Origin of the sequence: Pseudomonas sp. LTJR-52 (assembly GCF_003691465.1) — a bacterium.
GTDB lineage: Bacteria > Pseudomonadota > Gammaproteobacteria > Pseudomonadales > Pseudomonadaceae > Chryseomonas > Chryseomonas luteola.
The window spans coordinates 3,311,253-3,333,873 of record NZ_CP033105.1 but is presented as its reverse complement, the minus strand read 5'-3'; the positions used below and the strand labels follow the sequence as shown (position 1 = coordinate 3,333,873).

Annotated in this window: 20 protein-coding genes and 1 riboswitch; of the genes, 5 read left to right on the top strand and 15 right to left on the bottom strand. The window is 57.7% G+C overall.

Going from position 1 to position 22,621, the window contains the following annotated elements:
* Positions 1-69: 69 nt before the first annotated feature.
* Positions 70-1,209, top strand: coding sequence for a glycerophosphodiester phosphodiesterase (locus tag EAW52_RS15610; protein WP_162997648.1), 1,140 nt, complete (start codon positions 70-72; stop codon positions 1,207-1,209).
* A gap of 214 nt (positions 1,210-1,423) precedes the next feature.
* Positions 1,424-1,840, top strand: a complete 417-nt coding sequence (locus EAW52_RS15605) for an NUDIX hydrolase (RefSeq protein WP_122043153.1) — start codon at positions 1,424-1,426, stop codon at positions 1,838-1,840.
* Between the two features lie 472 nt (positions 1,841-2,312).
* Here EAW52_RS15605 and atzF read toward each other — a convergent pair whose 3' ends face one another.
* The 7 genes from atzF to EAW52_RS15565 form a co-directional block, all read right to left on the bottom strand.
* On the bottom strand, positions 2,313-4,106 hold the full coding sequence (gene atzF / locus EAW52_RS15595; RefSeq protein ID WP_122044822.1) for an allophanate hydrolase: 1,794 nt from the start codon (positions 4,104-4,106) through the stop codon (positions 2,313-2,315).
* Positions 4,107-4,212: 106 nt separating this feature from the next.
* Positions 4,213-7,830, bottom strand: a complete 3,618-nt coding sequence (gene uca / locus EAW52_RS15590) for an urea carboxylase (protein ID WP_122043151.1) — start codon at positions 7,828-7,830, stop codon at positions 4,213-4,215.
* A 224-nt stretch (positions 7,831-8,054) separates the two neighbouring features.
* Complete coding sequence (locus EAW52_RS15585; RefSeq protein WP_122043150.1) at positions 8,055-8,690, bottom strand: urea amidolyase associated protein UAAP2; 636 nt, start codon at positions 8,688-8,690, stop codon at positions 8,055-8,057.
* Positions 8,691-8,701: 11 nt separating this feature from the next.
* Entirely contained in the window at positions 8,702-9,427 is a 726-nt protein-coding gene (locus EAW52_RS15580) for an urea amidolyase associated protein UAAP1 (protein WP_122043149.1), read from the bottom strand.
* A gap of 10 nt (positions 9,428-9,437) precedes the next feature.
* Positions 9,438-10,211 (bottom strand): ABC transporter ATP-binding protein, encoded by a 774-nt coding sequence (locus EAW52_RS15575; RefSeq protein WP_122043148.1) that lies wholly within the window; start codon positions 10,209-10,211, stop codon positions 9,438-9,440.
* A complete protein-coding gene (locus tag EAW52_RS15570) occupies positions 10,208-11,026 on the bottom strand; it encodes an ABC transporter permease (protein ID WP_122043147.1) in 819 nt (272 codons plus the stop codon). Before EAW52_RS15570 ends, EAW52_RS15575 begins: the two co-directional genes overlap by 4 nt.
* A gap of 56 nt (positions 11,027-11,082) precedes the next feature.
* Complete coding sequence (locus EAW52_RS15565; protein ID WP_122043146.1) at positions 11,083-12,147, bottom strand: putative urea ABC transporter substrate-binding protein; 1,065 nt, start codon at positions 12,145-12,147, stop codon at positions 11,083-11,085.
* Positions 12,148-12,201: 54 nt separating this feature from the next.
* Positions 12,202-12,301, bottom strand: a riboswitch (guanidine-I (ykkC/yxkD leader).
* 271 nt (positions 12,302-12,572) lie between these two features.
* Between EAW52_RS15565 and ung the strand changes: the two genes are divergently transcribed.
* The gene (gene ung, locus EAW52_RS15560; RefSeq protein WP_122043145.1) at positions 12,573-13,262 is read left to right on the top strand and encodes a uracil-DNA glycosylase; all 690 of its coding nucleotides are present in this window, start codon (positions 12,573-12,575) and stop codon (positions 13,260-13,262) included.
* Between the two features lie 42 nt (positions 13,263-13,304).
* Here the strand turns inward: ung and EAW52_RS15555 are convergent, their stop codons facing one another.
* The 4 genes from EAW52_RS15555 to EAW52_RS15540 are packed head-to-tail and all read right to left on the bottom strand — an operon-like array spanning position 13,305 to position 17,333.
* Positions 13,305-13,982, bottom strand: coding sequence for a DUF4197 domain-containing protein (locus EAW52_RS15555; RefSeq protein ID WP_010797571.1), 678 nt, complete (start codon positions 13,980-13,982; stop codon positions 13,305-13,307).
* A 14-nt stretch (positions 13,983-13,996) separates the two neighbouring features.
* Positions 13,997-14,482: a YbaY family lipoprotein gene (locus EAW52_RS15550; RefSeq protein ID WP_122043144.1), complete on the bottom strand. Its 486-nt coding sequence runs from the start codon at positions 14,480-14,482 to the stop codon at positions 13,997-13,999.
* 24 nt (positions 14,483-14,506) lie between these two features.
* Positions 14,507-17,008 (bottom strand): glycerol-3-phosphate 1-O-acyltransferase PlsB, encoded by a 2,502-nt coding sequence (gene plsB, locus EAW52_RS15545; protein WP_122043143.1) that lies wholly within the window; start codon positions 17,006-17,008, stop codon positions 14,507-14,509.
* A gap of 16 nt (positions 17,009-17,024) precedes the next feature.
* Positions 17,025-17,333: a hypothetical protein gene (locus tag EAW52_RS15540; protein WP_074827643.1), complete on the bottom strand. Its 309-nt coding sequence runs from the start codon at positions 17,331-17,333 to the stop codon at positions 17,025-17,027.
* Between the two features lie 73 nt (positions 17,334-17,406).
* On the opposite strand from EAW52_RS15540, the gene EAW52_RS15535 reads away from it, so the two are divergent.
* On the top strand, positions 17,407-17,616 hold the full coding sequence (locus tag EAW52_RS15535; RefSeq protein WP_010797575.1) for a cold-shock protein: 210 nt from the start codon (positions 17,407-17,409) through the stop codon (positions 17,614-17,616).
* 57 nt (positions 17,617-17,673) lie between these two features.
* Here the strand turns inward: EAW52_RS15535 and EAW52_RS15530 are convergent, their stop codons facing one another.
* From EAW52_RS15530 to dapE, 3 genes are read right to left on the bottom strand one after another with little or no spacing between them, the layout of a single operon-like run.
* Complete coding sequence (locus EAW52_RS15530) at positions 17,674-18,054, bottom strand: hypothetical protein (RefSeq protein ID WP_019366583.1); 381 nt, start codon at positions 18,052-18,054, stop codon at positions 17,674-17,676.
* A 20-nt stretch (positions 18,055-18,074) separates the two neighbouring features.
* On the bottom strand, positions 18,075-18,878 hold the full coding sequence (locus EAW52_RS15525) for a putative RNA methyltransferase (protein ID WP_122044821.1): 804 nt from the start codon (positions 18,876-18,878) through the stop codon (positions 18,075-18,077).
* Entirely contained in the window at positions 18,878-20,017 is a 1,140-nt protein-coding gene (dapE, locus tag EAW52_RS15520; protein WP_074827635.1) for a succinyl-diaminopimelate desuccinylase, read from the bottom strand. Before dapE ends, EAW52_RS15525 begins: the two co-directional genes overlap by 1 nt.
* A gap of 135 nt (positions 20,018-20,152) precedes the next feature.
* Between dapE and tcdA the strand changes: the two genes are divergently transcribed.
* Entirely contained in the window at positions 20,153-20,950 is a 798-nt protein-coding gene (gene tcdA, locus EAW52_RS15515; RefSeq protein WP_019366580.1) for a tRNA cyclic N6-threonylcarbamoyladenosine(37) synthase TcdA, read from the top strand.
* 9 nt (positions 20,951-20,959) lie between these two features.
* Here tcdA and mltF read toward each other — a convergent pair whose 3' ends face one another.
* Positions 20,960-22,432: a membrane-bound lytic murein transglycosylase MltF gene (gene mltF / locus EAW52_RS15510; RefSeq protein ID WP_122043142.1), complete on the bottom strand. Its 1,473-nt coding sequence runs from the start codon at positions 22,430-22,432 to the stop codon at positions 20,960-20,962.
* Positions 22,433-22,621: the final 189 nt, after the last annotated feature.

Genomic DNA, 22,621 nt, shown 5'->3' with positions numbered 1-22,621 from the left:
TCGTGTTCATGCCGCAGCATGGGCGTTGTGTATTCAAAATCCAAAAAGTCACAACAACGGGAGACACCGATGGATAGAGGTTTATGCAAGGGATTATTGGCAGGAGCGCTAATGGCGGCCATGGGGATGATGGGGCAGTCGGCTGGTGCCGCGAGCGAGCCGGCAGGCAAGGCGCTGAGCGAGAAGGCGGGCATTCCGTATCCGGCCGTGATTGCACACCGGGGGGCGTCCTATGATGCACCAGAGTCCACCGCGCCCGCGTATATGCTGGCCCGTGACTTGGGCGCCGACTATCTGGAACTGGACCTGCAGCGTACCCGTGATGGCGTCCTGATCGCCCTGCATGACGACAACCTCAAGCGCACCACTAACGTTGCGCAGCGCTTTCCGGACCGGGCGGATCAACCTGTCAGTAGCTTTACGCTGGAGGAGCTTAAAAGCCTGGATGCCGGAACCTGGTTCAATACGGCTCACCCGGACCGTGCGCGGCCCAGCTTTGCTGGCCAGAAAATTCTGACCCTGGACGAGGTGATCGATATCGCCGAGGGTGGCCAGAACAAGCCGGGCCTATATATCGAGACAAAGCAGCCCAAACTGTTCCCAGGTATCGAAAAAGACCTGAAGGACAAGCTCCAGGCACGTGGTTGGCTAGGCAAACCTGCGGCAAAAACATCGGATACCCCGCAGGTGCATGTGGCCTCGATGCCAGGTCGCGTAGTCCTGCAGACGTTCGAAAAGAGCAGTATGGAACTGTTGCAGCAGGAAATGCCGCAGGTGCCCAAAGTGCTTCTGCTATGGCTGGGCGATGGCAGTATCGAACCCAAATCGAACGTGACCTTTGCCGAGTCCGGCGAAAAGGACAAGGCAGCCTATTATGCCAAGCAGGAAGTCAAATCCAAGGCTGAGTACGAACGCTGGCTGAATTGGGCGAAAGCGCATGGCGCACTGGGAATAGGGCCTTCCTCGGCACTGACAAATGGCGGTGATCAGAGTTATGCGGATCTGGTGAAGCCCTGGATGAATCAGATGGCTCACGAAAAAGGGCTGATCGTGCATCCATACACGGTGGACGAGGCCGTGGACTTCAAGAAAATCAGCGATGCGGGCGTAGATGGCTTCTTTACCAACCGCACTGCCGAGCTGTTGAAGTTTTACAACCGCCCTGCAAAGGACGGCATCGACACGATACTGAAGCGCCACGGTTATTGATAAACGCCCTTTAGCTTTATGATGGGTACCGCGTTGCTCCACCCCACTCTAGAAGAGACCGGCTTGGACGTAGGAGGGGGGAGCGCAGCGATACCCGTCATGTCGCCTCCCCCCTTATCCGTACAACCGCCTATGCGCTCACCGCAATTCGATCACAACATGGATAAATTGGCAGGGTGGGTCTGAAAAAGAGTCTGCCAACAGGAGAGCGGTAGTGAATGACTTTTCCGGGGCTAAACTTGCCTTGTTGTGTGGTGATCAACTCCTGACCTACAAGCGAGACGATAAAGACTCGATTCCCTTCCCGGGCTGCTGGGATTTTGCTGGCGGTGGTCGAGAGGGGAATGAAAGCCCAGTCGAGTGCGCGTTGCGAGAGTTAGATGAAGAGTTTTCCCTGCAGCTGACCAAAGATCGGATCATTTGGGAAAGGCGCTACACGAGTTATACCCGTAAGCCTCTTGACGCCTATTTCTTCGTCGGCGAACTAACCGCTGAAGAGATCGAATCCATACGCTTTGGTGATGAGGGCCAGTATTGGCAGATGATGCCAATAGCGGAGTTCCTGTCCTTGCCGGACGCAGTACCTTATCTGCAAACACGGCTGCGCGACTACCTTGAGCAGATATCTTGAGATGAAATATCTGGTTACGTTGCTTAATGCCAGCTGAATGCCTGGGTGATTACAAAGGACAGGGTTTCGCAGAGCGGTAATATGCCATTACGCACCGTTTTTTAGGGCGTGGAGGATACTGTTTTGCGGCGTCTATTCTTGGCGTTAGCGTTTGCTCTACCGTTAAGCGGGTGTGTGGTCTACGACGATAACCCTTACCGTCATACCACCACGACCTACTACCGTTCATATACCCCCGTTTATGTGACACCGGCTGTTCCTGTTGCGCCGCCACCTTCTGTCATTATCTATGACCGGCCCGTGACACGTTGGCGCTCGAATTTCTATTATGGTCCACCACCGCCTCCGCCGCGGTTTCGCCCTGGTTGGGGCCCCGGTCCCGGCCCAGGCTATTGGCGTCATGGACCGAGACCGTACTGGGGGCCACCACCGAGACGGTGGTAAGCCCCGGCAGGCGATTAGCAAGCCCCTCCTATCGCTGGCTGGCCATATAAGCCCGCCAGCTACCGAAGTGGGTGATGTCCTTGGCGCCTTCCAACCCATAGGGCTCACAGATAAACCCGGTTTCCCAACTGCCATCAGCCAGCTGAACCTTGCCTAGGCCGAGCGGAGCGGGAATACCCATCAGAAACGAGCCCAGCTCGCGGCTGGGCAGTTCCCAGATTTCCACGGCAATGGCTCTGCCGCCTTCGGCTACACGGACCATGCCTGGGCGGAAGGGGGGGGCGCCAGCCAAGGCGTACAGTTTGTAGTCGGGGCTGCTTTCTGTACGTGAAACCAGTTTGCCGCCCCGCTTCATCAGTTGCCAGTTGAGCGGCAACCCTTCCAGATGCGCACCGCAGACGACCACACGAGCATGATCATGGCGCGCTACCGTAGTAGGTGCAGAGGCGGGCATATGTGCACCGTTTACCAGAGGTAATTGCTGCACACGCTGGAAGGCATCGGCCAAGCTCAAGAGGTACTGGTCGGTGAAGGCGCGTCCGAACAGCGTCACGCCCCATGGGAGGCCGTTTTGCATAAAGCCGGCTGGCATCGCCACGGCAGCATAATCCAGCATGTTCATGAAGTTGGTGTAGTAACCCAGATCGGAGTTGCGGGCGACAGGCTCGGCCTGCAATTCATCCAGGGTGACGGGGCGGGGGTAGGCAGGCGTCAGTACGCAATCCAGCTCGGCCAGCGCCTGGTCACAGACAGCCTTGAGTGCTTGCAGGCGGTACTGCGCCCGGAAGGCGTCTACGGCCGTCGTGCCGGGCGCCTTGGCCAGTACTGCCTTGATGACGGGCAGTACCGCGTCCGGTTGTTCTTCGATCAGCTCACCCGCCACGCTGTAGCGCTCGGCTACCCACGGACCTTCGTAGAGCAGCTTGGCCGCTTCGAGGAATGGGGCGAAATCCAATTCGACTGCCTCGCCCCCGAGCGCTTCCAGCTGTCTTACCGTGTGCTCGAACAACGCGGGACTTTCCGGACAGCCGAGAAATTCAAGCTGCCTGGGTACACCAAAGCGGAACGGGCGTGGAGTACCGAAGGCCGAGGCATCGTTCCAGAGCGGATTGGCGCGACTGTACGCGTCGCGTGGATCGTATACAGCGGTCAGGGCAAGCAGTTCGCTGGCCTCCTTGGCCGTAGCGGTGAAATAGGTGACGCAATCCAATGTACGGCATGCCGGAACGACACCCGCCGTCGAGATCAGCCCTTTGGTGGCCTTGAGACCGACCAGGTTGTTCAGCGCAGCAGGTACTCGACCCGAGCCGGCCGTATCGGTACCCAGTGCAAAGGTAGCCACGCCTAGCGCTACGGCTAGGGATGACCCCGCGCTGGAACCGCCGGAAGGGTAGTCTGGATGAACACTGTTGCGGCAGGCGCCATAGGGCGAACGTGTACCGTTGAGGCCGGTGGCAAACTGATCCAGATTGGCCTTGCCCAAGGGAATCGCACCTAAGGCGATCAGCTGCTCGACAACGGTGGCCGAGCGCTCCGGTGTATAGGCAAAGGCTGGGCAGGCGGCTGTAGTAGGAATGCCCGCCAGATCGATGTTGTCCTTGATGGCAAAGGGGACGCCATACAGCGGAAGGTCCGCGGGGGACCTGCTTTCCAGTGCCGCCAGATAGGGTTCCAGCTCCGCCAGGGAGAGCAGATGGATGAACAGGTGAAAGTCGGGATTCAACTGCTCGGCCTTGTTGCGAAGTTCGGTAATAAGCGTGCGTGGCGTGGTGCGGCCTTCACGGTAGGCGGCGCGGAGGGTATCGAGGCGCAGGTCAGTCATAAAATAGTCCCTGGTAGTCTGGATAAAGCCATTGGCAATACCCAGCAATAGCGTTCTGAGCCGGGTATCGCCTTGCTCGACCCGCCTCTGGTTAAGTTAAGTTGGATCAGGCGTGCTCGATTACCATCATTCTTTGCCCGGCGCGTACAGGAGAGCCGGGCTGCACGCGAACGTCCTTTACGAGTCCATCGCAAGGCGAGAAGAGCGGAATCTCCATTTTCATGGATTCCAGAATCACCAGCACATCGCCGGCTTTGACCTCCGTGCCCGGTTCCACCTGTACCTGCCAGAGATTGCCGGCAATATGGCTTTCCACAGCGGTCTGCCCGGCAGTCAAGGGGGCATCCTCATCGGGCTCTGGCGTGACGTCTTCGCTTTCGAAGTGCGCCTGACCGGACTCGAGCCAGCGCTGGCGCTCGGCATTGAAGGCTGCCTGCTGGTGGGTGCGGAAGGTTTGAATAGAGTCCGCCTCTTTGGCAAGAAATGCCTGATAGTCCGCCAGGGACAGCTCGGTCTCTTCGATCTGCAAGGGATAACGACCCAGCGGAAAGTCGGCGCGTATCGTGAGCAGTTCTTCTGCTGACACCTCATGAAAGCGAACCTGGTCGAAGAAGCGCAGCAGATAAGGCTGGCCGCAGAAGGCATCGACCTGCTTGTAACGGTTCCACATTTGCAGTGTGCGGCCCACGAACTGGTAGCCCCCCGGGCCTTCCATGCCATACACGCACAGGTAAGCGCCGCCGATGCCGACAGAATTTTCCGCCGTCCAGGTACGGGCCGGGTTGTACTTGGTTGTTACCAGACGATGGCGAGGGTCCAGCGGTGTGGCTACCGGGGCGCCGAGGTAGACGTCTCCCAGACCCATCACAAGGTAGCTGGCGTCAAAGACGATTCGCTTCACCGCTTCAATGGAATCGAGGTCATTGATGCGGCGGATGAATTCCAGATTGCTCGGGCACCAGGGGGCGTCCTTGCGGACAGTCGTTGCATATTTCTCGATTGCCAGCTTACACGCCGGGTCGTCCCAGGAAAGCGGAATATGGACGATACGAGAGGGTACGCGCAAATCGTTGGCGTTGCGTAGTTCCCGCCAGGTTCGCTCGACCAGGATCAGCAGGTCATTGAGTGACAACTGCTCGGGGCGATAGTGAATCTGTAGCGAACGGATGCCGGGGGTGAGGTCGATGATACCCGGCAGGTCGAGGGCTTCTAGGGACTGCATCAGCGCATGCCCCCGGAAGCGCAGGACCAGATCCAGCTCAGCCGGCCCGATCTCTAGAAGCAAATGGGTATCACCAGAGAGCCGCGCTACCAGACGCTCGTCGTCGTGGCCGATGTCCAATACGATGGGGCTGATCAGCTTAGAGTCAGTACCGGCCAACGGCAGCACGTCATAGTCGACATTTGGTGTCAGCGATTCAGTCTCGGCATAACGCGCCTTGACCAGTAAACGTGCCGTCTCGATGCTGACCGGCACAAAGCGCACCTTGTCACCGGCCTTGAGCTGACCCATCTGCCACAAGTCTGCCTCAATGATTGTGACCGGGCAAACGAAGCCGCCTAGGCTTGGGCCGTCTGGTCCGAGGATGACAGGCATGTCGCCCGTAAAGTCAACGGCACCGATGGCGTAGGGATTATCGTGAATATTGGAGGGGTGCAGACCTGCCTCGCCGCCGTCTTCTCGTGTCCACTCCGGCTTCGGTCCGATCAAGCGTACACCGGTGCGGCTGGAGTTGAAATGCACTTCCCACTCGGTATCCAGGAAGCGCTGGATATAGGCCTCGCTGAAATATTCCGGCGCGCCGTGCGGACCGTAGATCACGCGCAGGGTGCGGGTATCCGTCAGCGAGGTGCACAATTCGGGCGAAAGGTTGGCACCTGCATGGTAGTCCTGCGACGGGTACAGGTGCAGCACATCGCCTGCCCGCAGGGCACGACCGCCATGCCCGCCGAACTGACCAAGAGTAAAGGTGCTCTTGCTGCCGAGGTAATCTGGTAGATCCAGGCCGCCTCTCAGGCAGAGATAACTGCGCGCGCCGGCACCGCTGACCGTACCCAGCGTCAAGGTTGCCCCGGCGGGGATGAACAGCGTGGTATTCATAAGTTGCGACACGCCATCAAGCTGTACAGGCAGGGCTGCCCCTGTCACGGCTACCACCGCAGGCGTGTTGAAGCGCAAGGCCGGCCCGGTCATGGTGATCTCGAGCCCCGCAGTGCCCTCAGGGTTGCCCAGCAGGCGATTGCCCAGGCGCAAGGCGCGATCATCCATGGGGCCTGACGGCGGAATACCCACCGCCCAATACCCCTGGCGGCCTGGGTAATCTTGTACGGTCGTCTGAGTGCCCGCGCTGATGACCTCAAAGGTAGTAGCTTGATAAGTCAGGTTCTCCAGGCAGCGGGTCCAGGGGTTGCCTGAGGCGAAGGGGGTATCGGTGAGGATCTGACGCAGGTAGTCGCGGTTACTTTCTACCCCGTAGAGGCGGGTGCGTTGCAAGGCAAGGTTCAGTGCACTGCGCGCGGCGTCTCGGGAGTCGGCCCAGGTAATGACCTTGGCGATCATCGGATCGAAGTAGGGCGGGATTTCACAACCCGCTTCTACCCAGGTATCGATACGCAGGGCGCGGCCCTCCGAGGGCGGAAACTCGACAGCGGTCAGCAGGCCAGGGCTGGGCTGGAAGTCGCGGCCTGGATCTTCGGCATACAGCCGCGCCTGGATGGCATGGCCATGTGGCTTTAAATGTCTGGCAAGTTCGGCCAGTGGGGGCAGATCGCCTGCGGCCAGCTCGATCATCCAGCGCACCAGGTCCACACCCCAAACCTGTTCGGTTACTCCGTGCTCGACCTGCAGGCGTGTGTTTACTTCCAAAAAGTAGAAGTGCTGGGCTTCGCTGTCATACACGAACTCGACGGTGCCGGCGCTCCGGTAATTGACCGCCTTGCCCAGCGTGATTGCTGCTGCGCACAGGGCTTCCGCCATGCCGTCAGGCAGGTTAGGCGCTGGGGTCTCTTCCAGCACTTTCTGGTTGCGGCGCTGTACGGAGCAGTCGCGGACACCTAGGGCAATCACGTCGCCCTGGCCGTTGCCAAAAATCTGGACTTCCAGATGGCGGGCGCGCTGGATGTATTTTTCAATGAATACGCCCGCGTCGCTGAAATTGTTCTGACCCAGACGTTTGACGGCGTCGAATGCTTCAGCGAGTTCACTGGCCGAGCGGCACACCCGCATGCCGATACCGCCACCGCCAGCGGTGCTTTTCAACATGACCGGATAACCCACGGTCTCGCCAGCCTTTAACGCAGCCTCCAGATCCTCCAGAAGCTCTGTGCCTTCGAGCATCGGTACGCCTTGGGCCTTGGCCAGCGCGCGGGCCGTATGCTTGAGGCCAAAGACACGCAGCTGTTCAGGAGTGGGGCCAACGAAGGCGATGCCGGCGGCCTCGCAGGCTTCGGCGAATGCGGCATTTTCGGAAAGAAAACCATAGCCTGGATGGATAGCCTGTACGCCGGTTGATGTAGCGATAGCCAGGAGCTTGGGCACATCCAGATAAGTAGCCGCGGCTGCGCCTTCACCCAGGCTTACGGCCTCGTCAGCGTGGCTCACATGCAGGCTGGCGCGATCGGCCTCGCTGTAAACGGCTACGCCTTTTACCTGGAGGTCGCACAAAGTACGCAGAATACGGCAGGCAATGGCACCACGGTTAGCGATCAGGAGTTTGGTGAACATGTCGCACCCTCGAAAGGGAGGCGGGCCGTCCCGCCGTAATTTCACGCTCCAGGGTCGTCCCGGGAGCCAAGTCGTTGTCATGCATAGCTGGAGGGGGTATAGCGGGGCGATACCTGTCGTTTTCGGCGTCGCTCAGTCCCTTTTGCACTCAGAGCGTCGTGTATTCAAACACTGCCCGGAGCGGCTCTGGCAAAGAGTATGCAACCAGGTGCGTAGTCGCTGTTTCAGCTCCATATCAGCACCTCTGCCGGAGTTGGATTCCAGCCGTTGCATGGGTTATTGAGCTGCGGACAGTTCGAAATCATCACAATTACATCCGTCTCGGCGCGCAGTTCCACGTACTTGCCCGCACCGGAGATGCCATCTTCGAAGCTAAGCGCCCCTTCAGGCGTCACCGGAACATTCATGAAAAAGTTGATGTTGGCGGCGATGTCGCGCTTGCTCAGTTTGCCGTCATGGTGGCAGGCGCAGAGAAAGTTATCGCGGCAGCTATGCATGTAGCGCTTTTCCAGCGCGTAGCGCACGGTATTGCTCTCCTGGGCACAGGCGCCGCCGAGCGTGTCGTGGCGGCCACAGGTGTCGGCAACGAGGGTCAGGAGTGGATTGCCCAGGTTGGAATACAACACCGTCCCGGTGGTGAGGTAGACCTTGCCTTGTCGGCGCAGCGTACGCTGGGCGTCATATCGCTCGCGCGGGTTCGTCGCGCTATAGAACAAGGTATCAACGGCTTGATTGCCTTCGAGGTCATGAATGCGAATCGTCTGGCCGGCCTTGATCTCTTTCAGGTAAGGCGCACCCGCCGGGATGACTTCACGGTAGAGAGCATCCTCAGGACGTTTTTCGCTAGCAGTCATGGTCATGGCAGTCGTCCTCACAGAAAGAAGCGTTCGGTGTTGATAAAGCCGCGAATATTCTCTTCACGGGATGTACGGCAGACGTTGGCCACGCCTGGGTCGGCGCTCTTCAACGTCAGCGTGACGGGTTTCGGTGCGTATTCGGGCGTTGGGTCCAATGGATGCTGCAAGGCGGTAAGGACGACCAGGGTATTCATGGGCGCATACAACTCGATGTAATCGCCCGCTTTGGAATTGCCTTCGATGAAATGGAAGGCGCCTTCGGCGTCCACGTCCACCCGACTAAACAGATTCAGCGTCATGAGCAGGTCTTCCTGCCCCAGCCCCCACTTGCCCATCTCCACCAAGAGGTTGTCAGTACCGTTGCGGTGAAAGCCGTTGCGCAGCTCCTGATATCGGCCGGGGCCGTACTTTTCAGTGACTTCTTCGGCATTTGCCACGCCACCAAAACTGTCGTGCCAGCCGCAGGTATCTTCGACAATGGCGGCCAGCACGCGGCCCATGTCTGAATACAGGCAATGCCCTTTGGTGAGCTTGGCAGTGTGCTGGCATTTGAGTGTATCCGGCAGGTTCAGGCGCTCGCTCTTCTCCTGCGCGTTGAACAGCATCAGGCTGACATTGGCACCACCCAGTTCGTCGGTGATCCGCAGCAACTGGCCACGTTTGACGATGAGCGAGGTATGGCCACCACCGGGAACGTGTTCTTCGAGCAACAGGGAAGCAACAGGGCGTGTTTCGTTCATAACAGGGTCCTCAGTTGACGGCGGGTTGGCCCAGCAGAGTTTCCACCGACGTCAAGGTGCCGGAGGTTTTTCTGCGGTTTACCGGGATGTTGTAAGTAATGCGTGCGCCATAGGCGTTGGGCGCATGGGGATCGATACGCATCTTGTCGAATACCAACACGCGGCTGGCGAGGGTGAAGCCTTCGGAAAGATCATGGGTGACCATGAAGACGGTCAGCTTGTGCTCCTTCCACAGCTCGGTCAGCAACACATGCATGTCCTTGCGGATGCCAGGGTCGAGCGCACCAAAAGGCTCATCCAGCAGCAAAATACGTGGCTTCACAATCAGCGCCTGGGCGATGGCCAGACGCTGCTGCATGCCACCGGAAAGCTGGCTGGGGTATTTGTCGAGCGCATGGCCCAGACCGACCCTGTTCAGCATGGCCGCTGCCGTCTCGCGAAGGCGTCGCTTGTCGGCGCCGAACAGGCGACCCAGAAGACGTGAATGGGGGAGCTCCATGCCGATTACCACGTTATCCAGCACGGAAAGATGCGGAAATACGGAGTAGCGCTGAAAGACTACTCCACGGCTGGGATCGGGCTCGGCACAAAGCGGTTGCCCATCCAACAGGATGTGCCCGCGGGTGGGGCTTTCCTGGCCTAAGAGCATCCGTAGAAAGGTTGATTTACCGCAGCCGGAAGCCCCTACCAGGGCACAGAACTCACCCTCTTGAATGCTCAGGTTCAGGTGTTCCAATACGACCTGATCACCGTACTGCTTCCAGACATTCTTAACCTGGATCATGAACGGGCTCCTGTGTCGTACCAGGGGAAAGCCCAGCGCGTTAGCTGTCGCAGGCCAACGTCCATGGCCCAGGCCAGCGCCGTGATCCAGACGACATACGGCACGATCACATCCATCGCCATGTAGCGGCGGACCAGAAAGATGCGGTAGCCGAGTCCGTCAGTGCTGGCAATAGCCTCGGCGGCAATCAGAAATAACCAAGCCGAGCCGAGCGCCAGGCGCAGCGCGATCAGAAGACGAGGCAGGACTTGAGGCAGTACTACACGCAGAATCAGTGTCCAGCTGTTGGCGCCAAGGGTTTGTGCCTTGATCAAGAGTTCCTGTGGAATCTCGCGGACCCGCTGCTCCATGTCGCGAATAAGCACCGGTGTAATACCGATGACGATCAGCATGACCTTCGACAGCTCACCCAAGCCGAACACGATAAAGAGGATAGGGAGGATCGCCAGCGGCGGCACCATGGAGAGTACGGTTACCAGCGGAGAAAGCGGCGCGCTAAATAGCGGAATGGCACCTGTGGCGATACCGACCACCAGTGCGATCGAAGCACTGATGACCAGTCCGGTAGCCAGGCGGGAGAGGCTGGACATTGTGTCCTGCCAGAACACATAGTCACCGGTGCGCTTGTCTTCCTTGAACGCCAGACGATCTATCGCTGCGGCCATTTGAGTCGCGCTGGGCAGGAGCTTGTCGTTGGGGTTTTCCGCTAGGCGAGTAGCCGAGCCGCTGAAGTAAGCAAACAGCAGCAGGGCGAAAGGCAGCAGGACGAGAAGCAGACGACTTCCGCGATCAGGCTGGCGATTGATCAGGCGCATGGTGGATTACCTGTGTAGCGGATATGGGCCGGCCCAAGAGACGGCCCAGGCCTTAGTCAAAGCGTGCCGTCAGCAGCCATTTGCACGTACGTCGGGTCGAAGCGCAGCTTCATATTGCTGGTGTCGCCCACCGTTACACCGCCGGCGAATGCCATGCCAATGGCATTCGCATCCGGCGCACCTTCGCCCAGCAGCCCATGATCAAAGGAGAACCGGGCAATCTTTTCCATCGTCTTTGGTAGCTCTGGGCTGAGTACGAAGCTCAGGGAGTCCTGAGGGGCATAGAAGAGCCTTGTATTGGCCAGCTGCGCCTTGAAACCCGCAAGGTCGGTACCCGATGCATTCGCCATGGCCGTGAGTGCTGCCTGGCCTTCAGGCGTTCCGGCTGTCATCAGGGCAGTCATTTCATACCAGGCGCCGGTCAGGGCCTTGCCGAGATTGGGGTTTTCCTTCAACGTTTCGGTATTCACCACCATCATGTCCATGATCTCGCCGGGAATCTGGCTGGAGTTGAATACTTCTGTGGTGTCTGGCGAAGTTTTGATTTCAGCGAGCAATGGATTCCAGGTCGCTACGTTCTGTACGTCCTGCGTGTTGAACGCGGCTACCATGTCAGCATCCGAGGTATTGATTGTAGACAGGTCCTTCTCGCTTAGGCCGACTGTTTCCAGCGCCCGGGCGAGCAGGTAATGGGAAACGGAAAACTGTACGAGATTGACGGTCTGGTCCTTGAGGTCCGCAACGGTTTTACTCTTGCCCTTCATGACGATGCCATCGTTGCCGTTGGAAAAGTCACTGACGATCAGAGCGGTCGTATCCACTCCGCCGGCCGCTGGAATGGTCAAGGCGTCCATATTAGTCATGGCGCAGCCATCGAACTGGCCGGCGGTATATTGATTGATGGATTCGACATAGTCATTGAGCTGTACCACATCGATCGTAATGCCGTACTTCTTGGCCCATTTGTCGATGATTCCCTGGGTCTTGGCTTCACCCCATGGCATCCAGCCGGCATAAATAGTCCAGCAGACCTTGAAGTCGTCGCGAGGTGCTGCCAAAGAGGGTAGGCTGACCCATGCAGTCAGGCTGAGAGCGAGGGTGGCAAGCAAGCATTTACGCATGGAACCTCCGAATGAGTGGTGGGCAAGCAAGAGCAGAACAGCGCAATGCGCGTCTTCTCCCGGGCTTTTGTCCCGCCGTGTAACCTCGTCGGAGGTCGATGACTCTCGGACCAGTCACTTACTTTCGTAAGCCGGAACCCTAGTCATCTATTTCGCCAAGTTGTGGTGCTGCGGTTCCGGCATGCCGGCTGCTCCTGCACATAGGTCGTATAGCTAGCACCATGCCAACTTCTCCAAACCCTGATAGCACATGGGTTGCGTTATATATTGGGGCATTTGGAAAGAGGCATCGTGCGCAACCTTGGGGCATTGCTCTGTGCTTCGCACGTTTGTGGGGCGGGAGCCTGCTGGCAGGAAATGGGATGAATGGTTGACAGAGCAGACCACCTTTCCTACGGTGCGCTCGATTGACATGAGGACATAACGTGGACGACGACCGCATCAAACTGGAACCGCAGTGGAAAGCCGCACTGCGTGATGAATTCGATGCTCCTTATATGAAGCAATTGGGTGAGTTCCTGCGCAGCGAAAAAGCGGCCGGCAAGGTGATCTATCCGCCAGGCCCCTTGATCTTCAATGCGTTGAACAGTACGCCGCTCGATCAGGTAAAGGTCGTCATCTTGGGGCAGGATCCCTATCACGGCCCAGGGCAGGCCCATGGCTTGTGCTTCTCCGTACAGCCCGGTATCCCTGCACCGCCATCCTTGCAGAATATTTACAAGGAATTGAAGCGGGACCTGAATCTGCCCATTCCTAATCATGGCTATCTACAGCATTGGGCCGAGCAGGGCGTACTGTTGCTCAATACCTCGCTGACGGTAGAGCAGGCCAAGGCCGGCTCCCATGCCAATGCCGGCTGGCAGCGTTTCACTGATCGTGTGATTCAGGTGGTCAGCGAGCAACGTAACCATCTGGTCTTTCTGCTGTGGGGTGCTCACGCACAGAGCAAGGAAAAGCTGATCGACACACAAAAGCATTTGATCCTGCGCTCACCCCATCCGTCACCGCTCTCTGCTCATCGAGGCTTTATCGGCAACGGCCATTTCAGCCGGACGAACAAGTTTCTGGAGCAGTCAGGCCTTACGCCCATCGATTGGGCGTTGCCGCCTTTGTAAGGCTTCGGGCCGGGTTATTCGATTACTCGGCCCGTTATATCCTCAAAGCGTACTGAACACTTTTTTGGCAATGTTGGTAGCGGCGGCGGCCGGGTTTTCCCGGAGTGCGCGTTCCTGGTCAGCGATTACGGTGAATAACCCATTAAGCGCCTGGTCCGTGACGTAGCTTTCAACGTTTGCACTCTTGGCATCCACCGCGCCGAAGGCAGCAGCTTTGCCAGCCAGGGCGTTGTACTGCTGAGCCAAGCCTACCTTGTCCGTTGCCTGCTTGATGATGGGCATCAATTGAGCGCGAAGCTGGTCTCGGCTGGAGCGGTCCAGATACTGCGTGGCCGCATTATCCCCGCCGGTCAGAATACCCTTGGCATCCTGAACCGTCATACGTTTGACCGCATCGATCAGCAGGGCCTGCGCCTTTGGCACAGCGGCTTCGGCAGCCTGGTTCATGCTGGTTTCCAGCTGTTCTACCTGCGCACCCATACCGAACTGCTTGAGCAGGGCGGATGCTTTGCCCAGTTTTCCAGGCAGCTCAATACGGACTTCCGGGTTGTTGGTAAATCCTCCCGGTTTACCCAGTTGTTGAACCGCGATTTGCGCGCCCTGAGTCAGTGCGTCCTTCATGGCGCTGGCGGAATCTTGTTGGGAAAAGTCAGACAGACTCAAGGCAAAGGCGTTGACCGAGAGGGTTAAGGCCGCAAGCGTAAGCGCGAAACGTTTCATCTATATCCCTTGTATCAACGGACGGGGGTCAGCTTGATTTCAACCGGCTGGTCGTTGGTGCCATTGAGTTGCACCGGTATTGCCTTTGGCGTCAGGAACAGCGGGCGGCCACCAAGCAATACGCGAGCGCTGATGGCATAGCGCTGACCAGCCTTGACCTTTGATGGATCGTAGTCCAGACGGAAAGGGATAGGCGTTTCCTGTTTCACGAAAACGGTACGTTGTGCGAGGCGTCCTGAGGGCGTATCGCCCGTGGCCGCATTGTGCAGACTGACAGTCAGTTTGGCGGTAGGCGGCAAGGGTTCGGACTGTTCGAAATAGGCATCACCTTCCAGGCTACGTTTGGCCGGTGAAGGCGTACCGGGTTGCGGCATGATGACTGGAGGTTTGCTCGTGCTGGGAGTCGTAGGGGTAGGGCCAGGTTCGGAAACTGGGCGCAGCCCGCCGCTACAGGCCGTAAGCAACAGGCTGGTCAGACTTAACAGAACAATCTTGCGCATGACATAAGGTCTCTTCTGAATGGGTCAATCGGGCGTCGGAACTGAGGGCGGAATGCTGGGTTCATCGGGCCGTTCCAATGCCACGTGTCGAATCGACAAGCGTATTTCGGCTGGCAGCATTCGCTTGCCAGCCTCTTCGGCCAGCTCGCCCAGCAGTTCATGGTGGCCAAGCTTGCCTTCGGCGTTCTTGTGCAGCACGCCTTCTTTCAATAGTGTTTCGATAAAATGCCGGAACAGGCTCTTGTCAAAGAATTCCGGTGCGTTCAAGCCATGCAGGATGGAAAGTCGCCGTGCCATGACGGTACACAATTCCTCCAGCTCGCTGGCGGTTAGTCTACCCTGGCCCTGGTTGAGCAGTAGGGCAATGGCCATGTAATAACGCTGTAGCGTTTGCTGAATGCTGCGGGCCAGCAGTGCCAGACGTACAAACTGCCGTGAGCTGGGAGGCGGGCGTTTGAAGGTCTCGTCCTCTTGTTGAAGCAGGTCATACTCCACCAGCGCTGCCAGCCACTGATCAATCATGGCGGGCAGCTCGTCGCGGTCCCAGCGGATGAACAGTTCGGCTTGTAAATAAGGGTATAGCGCCAGGGTAAATCGGTGAATCTGCTCTCGGCTCATGCGAGGCGTGTTCTGGAAGAAGCTGGCCAGTAACGCCGGTAATGCAAAAATGTGCAGGATGTTGTTGCGGTAGTAGGTCATCAGGATGGCATTCTGCTCATCGAGATAGAGGATACGGCCCAGCGCATCCTGTTGCTCGGCCAGCAGGTTCAGACTCTTCACGTAGTCCACCTGCGCTTGTCCGTCACCCTCGGGCAGGGTTGCAGAGGGCGAGTAGGGAACCTTTCGCAAAAGCCCTAGGTAAAGGTCTAGTACGCCAACCAAAGCGCGCTCATCCATCGCCTGTCGATGGGTGGATAGCATGATCAATGCCACCAGATTAACGGGGTTGATGGCTGCCGCATCGTTGATCCTGCGAGCCACCACCTCACCCAGGCAGTGAGTCAGCGTGCTGAACCACTCAGGGCGGGCATCATGATCAAAGGAGAGATTACGCCAGCCTTCCTGGCGCTGGTCCAGAAACTGCGGCAGGCTCAGGGGCTCGCCAAAATTGACCCACACCTGACCGAAGCGCTTGCGCAAGGCCCCTACGGCCTTAAACACATCAAAGATGGATTCCTTCTTCTTGGCCGCTCCCCGCAACTCGCCCAGGTAAGTGCGGCCTTCAAAGACCCGCTCGTAGCCAATGTACACTGGCACGAACACCAGCGGACGACGGGAGTCCCGCAAAAAGCTGCGCAGGGTAATGGCCAGCATGCCGGTACGCGGCTGCAGCATCCGTCCTGTTCGCGACCGCCCGCCCTCTACAAAGTATTCGGTCGAGAAGCCCCGGGAAAACAAGGTGTGCATGTATTCATTAAAGACAGCGGTGTAGAGCGCATTGCCCTTGAAGCTGCGGCGCATGAAGAAGGCACCGCCACGGCGCAAAATATTTCCCACGACGGGCATGTTCAGGTTGATACCTGCTGCGATGTGTGGAGGCGTCAGTCCATTGTGAAATAACAGGTAGGACAGAAGCAGATAGTCCATGTGGCTGCGGTGGCAGGGCACATAAACGATCTCGTTGCCCTGCGCCACATTCTGGACGCGCTCGATATGGTTGACCCGTAGCCCTTCATAGAGCTTGTTCCAGAACCAGGTCAAGATGACTTCAAGGCAGCGCACTACCGGATACGAGAAGTCCGAGGCTATTTCCTGGGCATATTCTAAGGCTTGCTGCTCGGCCTGCGCCTGAGAGGTCTTTCCATGCTTCGCTTCGTGCTGGATCGCTTCGCGTACCTGAGGAGCCTGGATCAGGCTTTTTACCAGGTTTCGCCGGTGGGAAATATCAGGGCCGATAACTGCCGTTTTCAGGTTGCGAAAGTGCACCCTCAGAATACGCAGCACCATGCGCTGCGTACGCTCCTGTCCTTTGTTCTGGGCAACGAGGCGACTCAGATGGATAGGATCAGAAAACAACACTCGCGTCATGCGGCCCAGGAAAAGGATACGTGCCAGTTTGCGTAGTCGGCCTGCAATGACCCAGTTATCTGTCCAAAGCAACTTCCAAAGGCTTGTTTCACGGTCAGGCGACTGCCCCCAGAACACGCTGACAGGTACGATCTGGGCATCTTCAACTGTGCTTTGGCCAACAGCTTCAAGCAGTCGGGTAAGGCAAGGCGGAACGTTACGCCTGGTAGGACGACCCAGCCAGTCAGGTGAGTGTGTTGTATAGATATAGGCATTCGGTTCGACCACATCCCCAATGGTTACGGGTGTTACCGGGCGGGGCAGGCCATTTTTGATGCATTCGGCATCCAGGACGGCCAGATCGCTTAGCGAATGCTCCTGCAGAACATAGATCACCGGCTTGCTGCGGTCGAGCTTGAGGGTTACTGCTGACTGATTGATGGTCTGCGAGCGAACCCAGGTATACAGCAGGCGTTTGAAGGCAGCAAACAGCATGCGGCGAAAAGGGGAGCGATTCATGACATGTACCTGAAATTCAAGCGAGCAGTGTGCCGTAATGGCCCGATGGCGCAAAGCCCACGATCATCAGACTGAAACACTCGTCAGCAAAACTAAAGAGGCTCAGGCACTGCTTGATTGGCGCTCTTTTTTTGACATTTCGATTACGCAATTTGTTGTTATAAAGCACGAATTTTGTGCTTTCAGCTACGATTAATACGTAATTAGCACCAAAGAAGAGCATAAAGCATTTTAGTGATAAAACCTGTTGCAATTGCCTGGAAACTTTTGCTTTATACGCCGGTACGGCGGAAACGAGCATCAGTTGTTTGGCCTGGAAGGCCATGAGGATGACTCGGATCGGCTGGGGAGCTGTCCTCAAGGGCACAGATAATAATTGCGAAGCTTGGAGAGTGGTAATGGCTGAACGTGAGACCGGAACCGTCAAGTGGTTCAATGACGCCAAAGGTTATGGATTCATTCAACGTGAGAGTGGCCCGGATGTGTTTGTTCATTACCGCGCCATCCGTGGCGAGGGGCATCGCTCGCTGATTGAAGGCCAAAAGGTGGAGTTTTCTGTGATTCAGGGCCAGAAAGGTCTACAGGCCGAAGACGTCTCCAAGCTTTGAATCCTGAAAAAAAGCCCGTTAGTTCAACTGACGGGCTTTTTTATTACTGGCAAATCTTCAGGTTCGCCAGATGATTTCTTCTATGCCGGCTGAGGTGACTTTTATCCAGCGATCGGCATCATCCTCGCCCTGTTCCTCTTCCCAGCTCCCAGGGGCGCACCGTACCTGGATATCCAGTGCGGCAGCGGCTGCCTTGGCGCAGGCCAGATCGTCTTCCCAGGGGGTTGCATCGCTTTCCAGTAGAAGGCTGTTCCATTTGCCGACAGCTTTGGGTAGCCAAGTTACTGGAATCACAGTGCCCTGGTAGTCGACCGTACACTTGTAGGTTTGTCCCTGCTGGCGCCACTCGCTGCAGGTACCCAGCGCCTGGCTCAGCCACTCGGTAATAGCAGGCTGGTCGGCATCCTTGAGGTAGATTTCAATGTCTGGCTGGCGCATGGTTAATCTCGATAGGGCTTTCAGGTCCGGGTAATCCAATCGTAGCGTACGGCAACGGTAACCTCGAAGGGTTCAGCCAGTACACGTTCGCGACGCTCGGCATTAACACGCCAACCATGGGGTGTCATGGATAGCAGATCGGCTCGGGCTTCGCGAGTTTCCAGGCTGAGGCGAAAATTCAAGGTTTCACTGTTGGCCAATGTCAGCGCCGAAGGTAAGCCCTGTAGGTGCTTGGCCTCGTCGTAATCACGCACATCATCGTACAGCCGCTGGCGCAGTTCGATCAGATGATCACGCGCCGGGCCAAGGCGCAGTACGCCGCCGCCGGGCGTCAGCAAGCGTACGGCTTCAGCCCAGTCAATCGGGCTGAATACGCTGGTGAGGAGCTGGCAGCTTGTGTTGGGCAAGGGAATACGGGCCATGCTGGCAACCAGCCAGTTCACCTGCGGCGCCCGGCGACTCGCCCGGCGTACCGCCTCACGGGAGATGTCCAGCGCGTAACCATCGCTCTGTGGCAGTGCTTCTGCCAGACGCATGGTATAAAAACCTTCGCCGCAACCAATATCGACCCAGCGAGCCGGTGCTTTTTCCTGTGCCAGTTCCGCCAGACGCTGCGCCAGCGGAGCATAGTGGCCAGCATCGAGAAAGCGGCGACGCGCCTCAACCATCTCGGCATTGTCGCCAGGGTCACGGCTTTTCTTGTGCTGTACAGGCAGCAGGTTCAAATAGCCCTGGCGTGCACGGTCAAAACGGTGGCCTTGCTCACAGACAACACCTTGTTGTGCCTCGGTCAGCTGAGCCGAGCAGAGGGGGCAGATCAATATCATGCCAGCAGCCTTACCAGGGTCTGGTAGTACACCTCGGTCAACAAATCCAGGTCACTAGCCAATACTCGCTCATTGACCTGATGAATCGTGGCGTTAACAGGCCCGACTTCAACCACCTGTGTGCCAAGCGTGGCAATAAAGCGACCATCCGAGGTCCCGCCGCTGGTAGAGGCTTCTGTTGTAAGACCGGTAACCGCCTGGATGCTCGAGGCGATAGCGTCCAGCAATTCGCCAGGCTCGGTGATGAAGGGCAGGCCCGAAAGAGACCAGTCAATGTGCCAGTCAAGGTTATGCTTGTTCAGGATAGCCTCAACGCGCGCCTTGAGTCCCTCTTCGGTCGACTCGGTCGAAAAACGGAAGTTGAACAGGGCATTCAGCTCGCCCGGGATTACGTTATTTGCGCCTGTGCCCGAGTTCAGGTTGGAGATCTGGAACGTGGTGGGCGGGAAAAAGTCATTACCGGCATCCCACTGCTCAGCGGCAAGTTCTGCCAGCGCGGCTGCGGCCAGATGAATGGGATTGCGGGCCAGATGAGGGTAGGCCACGTGGCCTTGCTTGCCACGAATCGTCAACTTGCCGTTGAGCGAACCGCGGCGACCGTTCTTGACGACGTCGCCTAGAAGCGTCGTACTGGAAGGCTCGCCTACAATGCACCAGTCCAGGCGTTCATTGCGTGCACGCAGACGTTCGACAACCGCGCGTGTCCCGTGCAGGGCAGGCCCTTCTTCATCACTGGTAATCAGAAAGGCAATGGCGCCTCGATGGTTGGGGTGATCGGCTACGAAGCGTTCGACCGCGATGATCATGCTGGCCAGGCTGCCTTTCATGTCCGCTGCGCCACGCCCCAGGAGCATGCCGTCTGCATCGACCTGAGCATCGAAGGGGCCTTGTTGCCAGGCCTCGACCGGCCCGGTCGGCACGACGTCGGTATGCCCGGCGAAGCACAACACCGGACCTTCGCCTCCCCGGCGTGCCCAAAAATTATCGACGTTTTCGATACGCATGGGCTCGAGCGCAAAACCTGCTGCTTCAAGCCGCGTCATCATCAGGGCTTGGCAACCCTCGTCGACCGGTGTGACGGAGGGGCGGCGGATGAGCTCGCAGGCAAGCTCGAGCGTCGGGGTAAGGGTCGTCATGGATGAATCCTGAAGCAGCAAGGGCACGAAAAGTTGTCCATGGTAAAGCAAAACGCCATAAGGAGCGTCGCTCTTCGGTGATCAACAATGCCGTGGCATGTCTTTATACTGTTAGCTCGCTGAGTGAGAGCCGTTATGAATATTGATCAACAACGCTTTGGTGGCATTGCCCGCTTGTATGGTAACGATGCGCTCGAGCGTCTGGCTGCCAGTCATGTCGCGGTAGTCGGTATTGGTGGCGTAGGGTCCTGGGCGGCCGAGGCCCTGGCGCGGAGTGGCGTTGGCCGTATCAGTCTGTTCGATCTGGACGATGTCTGCATCAGCAATACCAACCGACAAATCCATGCGCTGGAAGGACAAGTGGGACGGGCCAAGGTCGATGTGATGGCTGAGCGCATCCGGGCAATCAACCCGGCGTGCGCCGTCCATGCCGTGGCGGATTTCGTCACGCGGGAGACCATGGCGGATTACATCACGCCGGAGATGGATCTGGTGCTGGACTGTATCGATAGCGTCGCGTCCAAGGCTGCTCTGATCTCATGGTGCAAGCGCCGCAAGATCAACATCATCACAACCGGTGGAGCGGGTGGTCAGATCGACCCGACCCAGATTCAGGTCGTCGATTTGAACCGGACCTATAACGATCCGCTGGCGTCCCGCGTACGTTCACTGCTGCGCCGCGACTATGGGTTTTCACGTAACCCCAGCCGGCACTACAGCGTGCCGTGCGTGTTCTCGACCGAGCAGCTGCGTTATCCCAAGCCGGATGGCAGCGTGTGCCAGCAGAAAAGCTTTGTAGGGGAAGGGGTACGACTGGATTGCTCTGGCGGTTTTGGTGCGGTCATGATGGTGACCGCAACCTTTGGCATGGTGGCCGCAGCCAAGGCGGTAGATAAACTGATCGCCAAGCCTTCAAAGCTAAAGACGGTCTAGGCCCGTCGGCTACATTTCCTGCTCGGGTTCCTTTTCAGCGATACCGGGCAGGTGCATGCCGCTTTTGGCCAGCTGTGAGCCTTCCATCTGCGGCTGGGTCACCCAGGTCAGAATGTCGTAGTAGCGGCGAATATTCTGCACGAAGTGCACCGTTTCGCCGCCTCGGGCATAGCCGTAACGGGTCTTGCTATACCATTGCTTCTGACTGAGTCGTGGCAACATGCGTTTGACGTCCAGCCAGCGATTAGGATCCAACCCTTCGTCCTGCGCCATCTTTCGCGCATCTGCAATATGCGCACTGCCAATGTTGTAGGTTGCCAGGGCGAACCAGGTCCGATCCGGCTCCTTGATCGACTCGGGAAGCTCGCCGCGAATCTGATTGAAGTACCGGGCGCCGCCCTCGATGCTCTGGAAAGGGTCAAGCCGGTTGGACACGCCCATGGCCTGGGCTGTGTTGTTGGTCAGCATCATGAGGCCGCGTACCCCGGTTTTTGAGGTCGCATCAGCCTGCCACATCGATTCCTGATACCCGATGGCAGCCAGAAGCCGCCAATCGACCTCCCGTTGCTGTGCAGCCTTGCGGAAGTGCTTCTCATAAACAGGCAGGCGTTGTTGCAGGTGCTGGGCAAAGGTGTAGGCGCCTACATACCCCAGAACATCCACATGACCGTAGTAACGCTCCTTGAGGTGCTGAAGCGTATTGTCCTGCTTGGCCTTGTCGATAAAAGTGTTGATGGCTTTCATCAAGGTGCCGTCTTCGCGCTCGGCTGTTACCCAGGCGAGGCTTTGTCCATCTCCGAGATCAAAGGCGACGCGCACGTTGGGAAAGTAGACCTGATTCATGGCCAGCTCGTTGGAGTCGACCAGCGTAAGATCGATCTGGCCCTCATCGACCATCTTCAGCAGGTCAGCCACCTCAACCTGATCGGACTCTTCGTAGGTAAGATCCGGCTGCTGGGGTTTGAGCGCAGCCAATTGTTCCGCCTGGCTGCTTCCCTTGAGCACCATGATGCGCTTGCCTACCAGATCGCTTACCTGTGCAGGGCGCCGTGAACCATTGCGGTAGATGACCTGCGGAACAACGTCAAGATAGGGATGTGAGAAGTGGAACTTCTCCTGCCGTGCCGGGCTGGGCGTCAGGCCTGCCGCTGCCAGGACTGGTCCTTCAGCACTGTCGAGACGGTTGAAAAGATCATCCAGGTTATCTGCAGTTTCGATCTGCAGTTTGAGCCCCATGCTGTCGGCGAAGCTTTTCACCAGCTCGTATTCGAAGCCGGTATCACCGTTACGGTCCTGGAAATAGGTCGCCGGGCTGTTGCGGGTAATAACGCGTAGAACGCCCTCCTTCTGTATCCGTTCCAGGGTAGTGGGTTGTTTGGGAGGAGCTTCGTCAGGCTCTTCGCACCCCTGGAGCAACAGAAAGATCGCAGTCGCCATGATGCAGGCGATTCGTTTCAGGCAAAGCGCATGGTGTGCAAACATCCACTCAGTATACGCAAAGCTATCCAAGTGCCATACCAGGGGAGCGCCACAGAATTTTCTATTGCCTGGATTCCACTCGTAACCAATTTTTGCTAAGCAAGGCCAAAATATCCGAGTGAAATGGGATCAGTCGCGATGATTCCAGGGTTTCCAAGAGGCATCTTCAAGCCGTCGAGAGGTCGTTATTTC